Origin of the sequence: Brevundimonas sp. (genome assembly GCF_023259385.1) — a bacterium.
Lineage (GTDB): Bacteria > Pseudomonadota > Alphaproteobacteria > Caulobacterales > Caulobacteraceae > Brevundimonas.
The window spans coordinates 1-7,000 of sequence record NZ_JAHFPF010000191.1; the positions used below are offsets into that span (position 1 = coordinate 1).

Sequence of the window (7,000 nt, forward strand, 5' to 3'; positions counted from 1 at the left end):
GTGGGGGCGGTCAGCAGATCCGCATGGGCGGCGGCGGTCGCGGCGGCCCGCCGATGCAGCCCGGCCAGGGCCGCTTCAACATCTCGCTGTACCACACCATCCGCCTGCAGGATGAGATCACCATCGCCGACGGCCTGCCGGTCATCGACCTGCTGGACGGGGGCGCCACCTCGTCCCGCGGCGGCAGCCCGCGCAACGAGCTGCAGCTGGTCACCGGCGTGTTCCGCAACGGCTTCGGCGGCTTCATGTTCGCCAACTGGCGCGAGGGCACCCGCGTCGACGGCGGCACGGGTCCGGACCTGAATTTCGCTGACCAGACCACGGTCAACCTGAACCTCTTCATGGATCTGAACCAGCGCACCAGCTGGGTCGCCAAGTATCCGATCCTCAAGGGCACGCGCATCCAGTTCGGCATCCAGAACCTGTTCGACACCCGCCCGGAGGCCTCCGTGGCGTCCGGCGAGGTGCCGACCAACTACCAGCCCGACTACCTCGACCCGCAGGGCCGCGTGGTCAGCCTGACGCTGCGCAAGATCCTGTTCTAGTCGTCGGCCTTCGGGGGCGGAGCCTTCCGCCCCCATCGCCGTTTCGGCTCCTCGCCGTTGGCCTTGGCGGTGATTTCCTTGAGCTTGCGGCCCTGCATCGACGACAGGGCCTGCCCCGGCGCACCCAGTTCGGGATCGCCGAAGGCGCGGCCGTGGGTCTTCACCCGCTCCGAGACCGAGTCCAGGAACTCGCCCTCCCATTCGGACAGCGAAACGCCCGCCTTCTCTGCCGAGCGGCGGGCGCGCTTCAATGCGTTGAGGGCCGCGCGCTGGGCGGCCTTGCGTTCAGCCTCGAACGGGCTGGCGGGCGGTTTCTTCGAACCGCCCTTGCCGCCGCCGAACCCTGTCCGCTTCAGGCTCAGATTTCGCCCAGGGCCGACAGGTACAGGTCGAGGATCGCTTCCTCTTCCTGGCGCTTGGCCTTGTCCTGCTTGCGGATGCGGATGACCTTGCGCAGCACCTTGACGTCGTAGCCCTCGCCCTTGGCCTCGGCGAAGACCTCCTTCATGTCGGTCATGACGGCCTGCTTGTCCTCCTCCAGGCGCTCCAGGCGCTCGATGATGGAGCGCAGGCGGCCCTGGGCCGTGGCGGTCAGGACGTCGGGCGACGAATCGAAGGCGGCGTCATCGGCCATGGGGGAACTCCGGAAGAAGGGAACTGGTCCGCGCCCTGCCCGAAGGCGGCGTGGACGATGTTGGATCGGACGCTAACCACGCCCAAGCCGATGGCTCAACACCGGACGCGAAAAAGGCTGCGGACAATGTCCGCAGCCCTGTTCATACCCGGCGCTCAAGCAGCGCGCGACCGCGTCGCGCGCATTAGCGCAAGAAGGCTGCTTAGCCTTGCTTGGCTTTGAAGCGCGGGTCGGTCTTGTTGATCACATAGACCTTGCCCTTGCGGCGCACGACCTTGCAGTCGCGGTGGCGGGTCTTCAGCGACTTGAGCGAGCTACGGACCTTCATGGTCGTCGTCCTAGGCAAATCAAAACAGAAAAGCCGCGGGCGGACCTGCGGCGGAGCGGTGCGTATAGAGAGGACTCGCCGGAAGGTCAACCGGGAGAGACGCGGTTCCGGCGTCCCCTATGCGGCCAGCTCGCGCGCAAGGGTCCGCATCAGTTCGGCGGCCGGCAGGCTGCGGGCCAGGGGCGCGCCCTGGCCCGCCCATTGGGCGCCGTAGCCGCCTTCCGCCTGCGCCTTGGCGGCGGCGTTCAGCGCCTTCCCGGCGTCATAGGCCACGGGATAGTCCGGAACCTGGCCCCCGGCTGCTTCACCCCAGGACGTAAAGCGATTGCGCAGGCAGCGCGCGGGCCGGCCGGAGACGGCCCTCGTCATCACCGTATGATGCGCCGCGTCGCTCTGCAGCGCGGCGCGATAGGCGGGGTCCGCCGCGCTCTCCGGGCAGGCGATGAAGGCGGTCCCAAGCTGGGCCGCCACCGCGCCGAGGCTCAAGGCGGCCCGAACGCCCTGCCCGTCCATGATGCCCCCGGCGGCGATCACCGGAAGCCGCCCCTGGCTCACAAGCAACCGGCTCAGGGCCATCGTGCCCAGCTGGGCGTCGTCGCCGTCGGGATCGAAGACGCCCCGGTGTCCTCCCGCCTCGAACCCCTGGGCGACGACCGCATCCATCCCCGCCTTCTCCGCCCTGGAGGCCTCGTCCAGACTGGTCGCGGTCGCGATCAGGCCGCAGCCCGCCGCCTTGAGGGCCCTGACCCTTCCCTCATCCGGCAGGCCGAAGTGGAAGCTGACGACGGCCGGCGCCCGGTCGATCAGCACCGCCAGCATGTCGTCGTCGTCGGCGAAGCTCTGATAGATCGTCGTGAGCGAAGACGGCGGCTCGGCGTCAAAACCCCTGAAAAGGGGCGTCAGGGCCTTCAACCACGCCGCCTCCAGGTCCGCGTCGCGACGCGGGGCCTCGTGGACGAACACATTGACGTTGAAGGCCGCGTCGGTGAGCCGCTGAAGCGCCTGGATCATCTCCGCCGCGCCGGCGGCGTTCGTCGCGCCCACGCTGATGGACCCCAGCCCGCCCGCATCCGAAACGGCCGCCGCCATCTGCGGCGTCGACACTCCGGCCATCGGGGCCTGGATGATCGGGACCTGAAGGGCCAGCCTGTCGAGCAAGGACATGCCCCCGACCTAGGCTCACGCCCTCACGTCCGCAATGGGTGGATTGCGGACCTTTCAGGTGTAGGCTCAATCGTGACCAAGACGCGTGCTGTCAGATTTGTCGCGTTATTCGGAGCTGCGATATGCGCGGTTGCCTATTGCGCATTTGTCTTAGCAGGCCTGAACGGCGGTGGGCCGGACGTGCAAGATTTATGGGAGATTGCGATTTTCGCTCGTGCGCACGTGATCCTCGCGTGGGCTGGGTTTGCCGCGTGCGGTGCATGCGGGTTCCTTTTGCGAGACAGGATCGCGGACAGGCTCATCATCGTAGGTTTGGTGCTTGGGGGGCTGCCCGTCTGCTGGGCGGCTGGCCTTAGGTTTCTCTATTACGATCAACCCCGTGGCATCTTTCCCGGCTTCGAAGATGAAACATGGCGTTGGCTTGTGAACCACATCTACGCCGAGTTCTCGATCGGCATCATGATAGGATTTTTGGGCTTGGCCGCCATCACCCTCGCCTCGAAACGACGACGGAAGCCTGATGTCGGCTAAGGGTCGGGAGCCGACAGTCACCTAAGGGTGGGAAGTGGCCTCTCGTTGGATCTCAACGAAGGCAAACCGAAGCGTCAACGACAATCAGACCTGCTGACGGATGACTGTCAGGGCTGCTTGTCCTTACGTCGGCTGAGTGCGCTCAGACCGCCAAACAGGACGCCGATGATGATCCACACCACCCAGCTATCACCCTGAAGGAACTTGAAGACGCCTAACGCGAGGAAAAGCGCGCCAATGAGCGGAAAGCCATACTTCTGAAGCTGACCCATCGTTTGTCCCCCTCGACCTTTGCCTGACCTATGCTGCCGCTCCGACGCCGCCAAGGTCAAAACAAACCGGTTTTGCACCGCGTTTCTCCAATCGCGTCGTTACCGGATTCTAAATCGCCTCTTGAGCGTCCGCTATGGGACTTCCGAAGGGTCAGCATCCCGCGCTCAAGCAGCGAGCGACCGCGTCGCGAGCGCTAGCGCCACTAAAAACCCAGAGATCGCAACGCGATCTCTGGAGGCCTGGCCTCCGAGTTGAACGGAGGGTCTGCGGAGTTGCACCTCCGCCGCGTAGCCCCTCCGCCACCAGGCCGTATCAGAGGACGACGTTCTCCCTACGCCCGACACGTTCACCATTCCAAAAAGAAAGAGGGTTAATGACGCCGCCGGGCGAACCACACGGCAACGCTTTCGCCATCCAGGCGCTTTATGGCGGGATGGCGACTCGCGCACTTGTTATGAGGCCGCCGCCCGCGGGGACACTAGACTCACCATCATGCGTATCAGCCTTCGCCTTCTCCTGCTCGGAACCGTCGCCGCCTGCGCTCCCATGCTGCCGGAGCCGCCGACGGTCCTGCCGACGCCCGCGCCTGCCCCGGAACGGCCTGCCCCCGCCCCCGCGCAGCCCTCGACGCCCGCGCCGGCGCCCGTCGTCGATCAGGCCGGTTTCGACGGCTGGAAGCAGGGCTTCCTGGCCCGCCACGGCGGCGTGCGCCGCGCCCAGTACGAGCGCGAGCTGGCCGGCCTGACGCCCGATCCCTCCGTCATCCGCCTGGACCGCAACCAGCCCGAGTTCAGCCGCCCCGCCGGCGCCTATGTCCAGAACGCGGTCACCGCCACCCGCATCGCCCAGGCGCGCCAGCGCACCGACCGGGTGCCGTGGGCCGTGGTCCAGCGCTTCGGCGTCCCGTCCGAAATCCTCGTCGGCATCTGGGCCCAGGAATCCGCCTTCGGCCAGGTCCAGGGCGACTATGATGTCATCCGCTCGCTGGCGACCCTGGCCTATGACGGCCGCCGCCGCGACTGGGCCGAGGGCCAGCTGAAAAACGCGCTCGACATCGTCGTCGACGGCAGGCGCGCCCGCGCGGGCCTGAAGGGCAGCTGGGCCGGCGCCATGGGCCAGACCCAGTTCATGCCGGACAACTACCTCAGCCTCGGCGTGGATCAGGACCAGGACGGCATCGTCGACATCTGGGGCGACGACGCCGACGCCCTGGCCTCGGCCGCCAACCTGCTGGCCCAGGGCGGCTGGAAGCGCGGCCAGACCTGGGGCTACGAGGTCACCCTGCCCGCCGGCTTCGACTACGCCGAGGCCGAGGGTCCGCGCCACAGCTGGCGGCAATGGGCGGCCAAGGGCGTCACCCTGGCCGGCGGCGGCCAGCCCAATGACGCGGAGGCGCTGGAAGAGGCGGCCATCCTGCTGCCGCAGGGCGCGCGCGGCCCGGCCTTCCTGGCCCTGCCGAACCACTACGTCATCCGCCGCTACAACAACTCGGTCAGCTACGCCCTGGCCATCGGCCTGACCGCCGACGGCGTCCAGGGCAAGCCGGGGCTGGTCAAGGCCTGGCCCACCGACGCCCCCCTGTCGCGCGACCAGCGGATCGGCGCCCAGCGGGCCCTGACGGCGCTGGGCTTCGACACCCAGGGCGTCGACGGCGTCATCGGCGCCAACACCCGCGCCGCCCTGCGCCGCTGGCAGATCGCCAACAACCGCCTCGCCGACGGCTATCTGACCGCCGACCTGGCCGATGAGCTGATCCGCCGGGGCGGCTAGCGTCTCTTTCGCGATCTAGTCCCTTGATCACGCTCGACAACGTCCCGTCGGCAGCGTCCTGAACCCGCACCACCGCCGGACCGGGTTAAACTACGCCCCCCGGCCCCCGTGCCGCGGATATCGTACTTTATGTTTGAGCCGACTTTGGAAACGCGCCGCCGAGCCGGAACCCAAACATGATCGTTGTTTACCCGCCCGGCCTTCGCTAGAGCGAAATCGGTTCAGATGCGATCGCATCTGAACTCAGATTTCGCTCAAGGTATTGATGCTGGACCATTATCTGAGTTCGGATTGTTTCAATCCGAACCGATAATGGTCTAAGCGTTTTCAAACGCTACGCAGGAGCCGCCATGTCCCGGTTTGAAGGCACGTCGAACTATATCGCGACCGACGACCTCAAGATCGCGGTCAACGCCGCCGTCGCCCTGGAGCGCCCCCTGCTGATCAAGGGCGAGCCGGGCACCGGCAAGACCGTGCTGGCCTATGAGATGGCGCGGGCCCTGAACGCCCCCCTCATCACCTGGCACATCAAGTCCACGACCAAGGCTCACAACGGCCTGTACGAGTACGACGCCGTCAGCCGCCTGCGGGACAGCCAGCTGGGCGAGGAACGCGTCCACGAGGTCCGCAACTATCTGAAGAAGGGCAAGCTGTGGGAGGCCTTCACCTCTCCCGTCCGCCCCGTCCTGCTGATCGACGAGATCGACAAGGCCGATATCGAGTTCCCCAACGACCTGCTGCAGGAACTCGACCGCATGGAGTTCTACGTCCAGGAAATCGACGAGACGATCCGCGCCGAGATCCGTCCGGTCGTGGTCATCACCTCGAACAACGAAAAGGAGCTGCCGGACGCTTTCCTGCGCCGCTGCTTCTTCCACTACATCCGCTTCCCCGACGCCGAGACGATGAAGGACATCGTCGAGGTCCACTTCCCCGGCATCAAGGGCCGGCTGGTGTCCGAAGCGCTCAAGACCTTCTACGAAATCCGCGACACGCCGGGCCTGAAGAAGAAGCCCTCGACCTCTGAACTGCTGGACTGGCTCAAGCTGCTGCTGGTCGAGGACATCGACGCCGAGACCCTGCGCGAAAAGACGCCCAACAAGCTGATCCCGCCGCTGCACGGCGCCCTGCTGAAGAACGAGCAGGACGTGCATCTGTTCGAGCGCCTGGCCTTCCTGAACCGCCGCGAGGGCGGCCGTCCCGGCGCCTGACAGCAAGGGTGACGCGGCGCGCAAATAGAGGCAGTCTGATTGGCGATGGGTCCGGGGGGACACAATGATCAGCTCTAGGGATGCGAGGCCGCATCACGCCCTTGCGGGCGATCCGCCACACGTGCGGACAGGTTTCGTCACGCCGGTTACCGCGATTTCACTGGATTCAGCCCCCGCGACGCGCAGGATGTCAGTGACTTGAGGATCAGGATCATGCCGCTCCGCCCCTTCCTTCTGCCCACCGTCTGCGCCCTCGCCGCGCTGACCGCCGCCTGCGACGGCGACCGCTCGGTGCACATCTCCTCGACCACGACGGACGACAGCGACGCCAAGGGCGTGCTGAAGGTCGTCGAGACCCTGCAATGCCCGCAGACCATGGGTTCGCTGACCCGCAAGGGCTCGGCGTCCAATGAGGGAACCGTCTGCACCTACGTCGGGCCCAAGGGGGCCGAGGTGACGCTCCAGCTGGTCCCGCTCGGCGACCGCACCCCGCCCCAGGTGCTCAAGACCTTCGAGGAACGCCTGTCGTCCGACATGCCCCAGG

8 protein-coding genes and 2 pseudogenes are annotated in these 7,000 nt (G+C 66.7%); 5 read left to right on the top strand and 5 right to left on the bottom strand.

Annotated elements, in window-relative coordinates; translation table 11 throughout:
* Positions 1-545, top strand: a pseudogene (locus Q0C81_RS13810) (TonB-dependent receptor); the annotation flags it as partial.
* Here the strand turns inward: Q0C81_RS13810 and Q0C81_RS13815 are convergent.
* From Q0C81_RS13815 to Q0C81_RS13830, 4 genes are all read right to left on the bottom strand, one after another.
* Positions 542-796 carry a hypothetical protein gene (locus tag Q0C81_RS13815; protein ID WP_291838997.1) on the bottom strand — a complete coding sequence of 85 codons (255 nt, stop codon included), beginning with the start codon at positions 794-796 and terminating at the stop codon, positions 542-544. The pseudogene Q0C81_RS13810 and the gene Q0C81_RS13815 overlap by 4 nt on opposite strands.
* Positions 797-903: 107 nt before the next feature.
* Positions 904-1,179, bottom strand: a complete 276-nt coding sequence (locus tag Q0C81_RS13820; protein WP_291839000.1) for a DUF2312 domain-containing protein — start codon at positions 1,177-1,179, stop codon at positions 904-906.
* Positions 1,180-1,381: 202 nt separating this feature from the next.
* Positions 1,382-1,507, bottom strand: coding sequence for a type B 50S ribosomal protein L36 (gene ykgO, locus Q0C81_RS13825; RefSeq protein ID WP_045655953.1), 126 nt, complete (start codon positions 1,505-1,507; stop codon positions 1,382-1,384).
* Between the two features lie 117 nt (positions 1,508-1,624).
* Positions 1,625-2,671 (bottom strand): nitronate monooxygenase, encoded by a 1,047-nt coding sequence (locus Q0C81_RS13830; RefSeq protein ID WP_291839014.1) that lies wholly within the window; start codon positions 2,669-2,671, stop codon positions 1,625-1,627.
* Positions 2,672-2,743: 72 nt separating this feature from the next.
* On the opposite strand from Q0C81_RS13830, the gene Q0C81_RS13835 reads away from it, so the two are divergent.
* Positions 2,744-3,202, top strand: a complete 459-nt coding sequence (locus tag Q0C81_RS13835) for a hypothetical protein (RefSeq protein WP_291839016.1) — start codon at positions 2,744-2,746, stop codon at positions 3,200-3,202.
* Between the two features lie 107 nt (positions 3,203-3,309).
* On the opposite strand, the gene Q0C81_RS13840 is transcribed toward Q0C81_RS13835, so the two are convergent.
* A complete protein-coding gene (locus Q0C81_RS13840; RefSeq protein ID WP_291839019.1) occupies positions 3,310-3,474 on the bottom strand; it encodes a hypothetical protein in 165 nt (54 codons plus the stop codon).
* Positions 3,475-3,967: 493 nt separating this feature from the next.
* Here Q0C81_RS13840 and Q0C81_RS13845 point away from each other — a divergent pair, with 493 nt between their 5' ends.
* From Q0C81_RS13845 to Q0C81_RS13855, 3 genes and pseudogenes are all read left to right on the top strand, one after another.
* On the top strand, positions 3,968-5,245 hold the full coding sequence (locus Q0C81_RS13845) for a lytic murein transglycosylase (RefSeq protein ID WP_291839022.1): 1,278 nt from the start codon (positions 3,968-3,970) through the stop codon (positions 5,243-5,245).
* A 350-nt stretch (positions 5,246-5,595) separates the two neighbouring features.
* The gene (locus Q0C81_RS13850) at positions 5,596-6,456 is read left to right on the top strand and encodes a MoxR family ATPase (protein ID WP_291839024.1); all 861 of its coding nucleotides are present in this window, start codon (positions 5,596-5,598) and stop codon (positions 6,454-6,456) included.
* Between the two features lie 213 nt (positions 6,457-6,669).
* A pseudogene (locus Q0C81_RS13855) lies at positions 6,670-7,000 on the top strand (methyltransferase type 11); the annotation flags it as partial.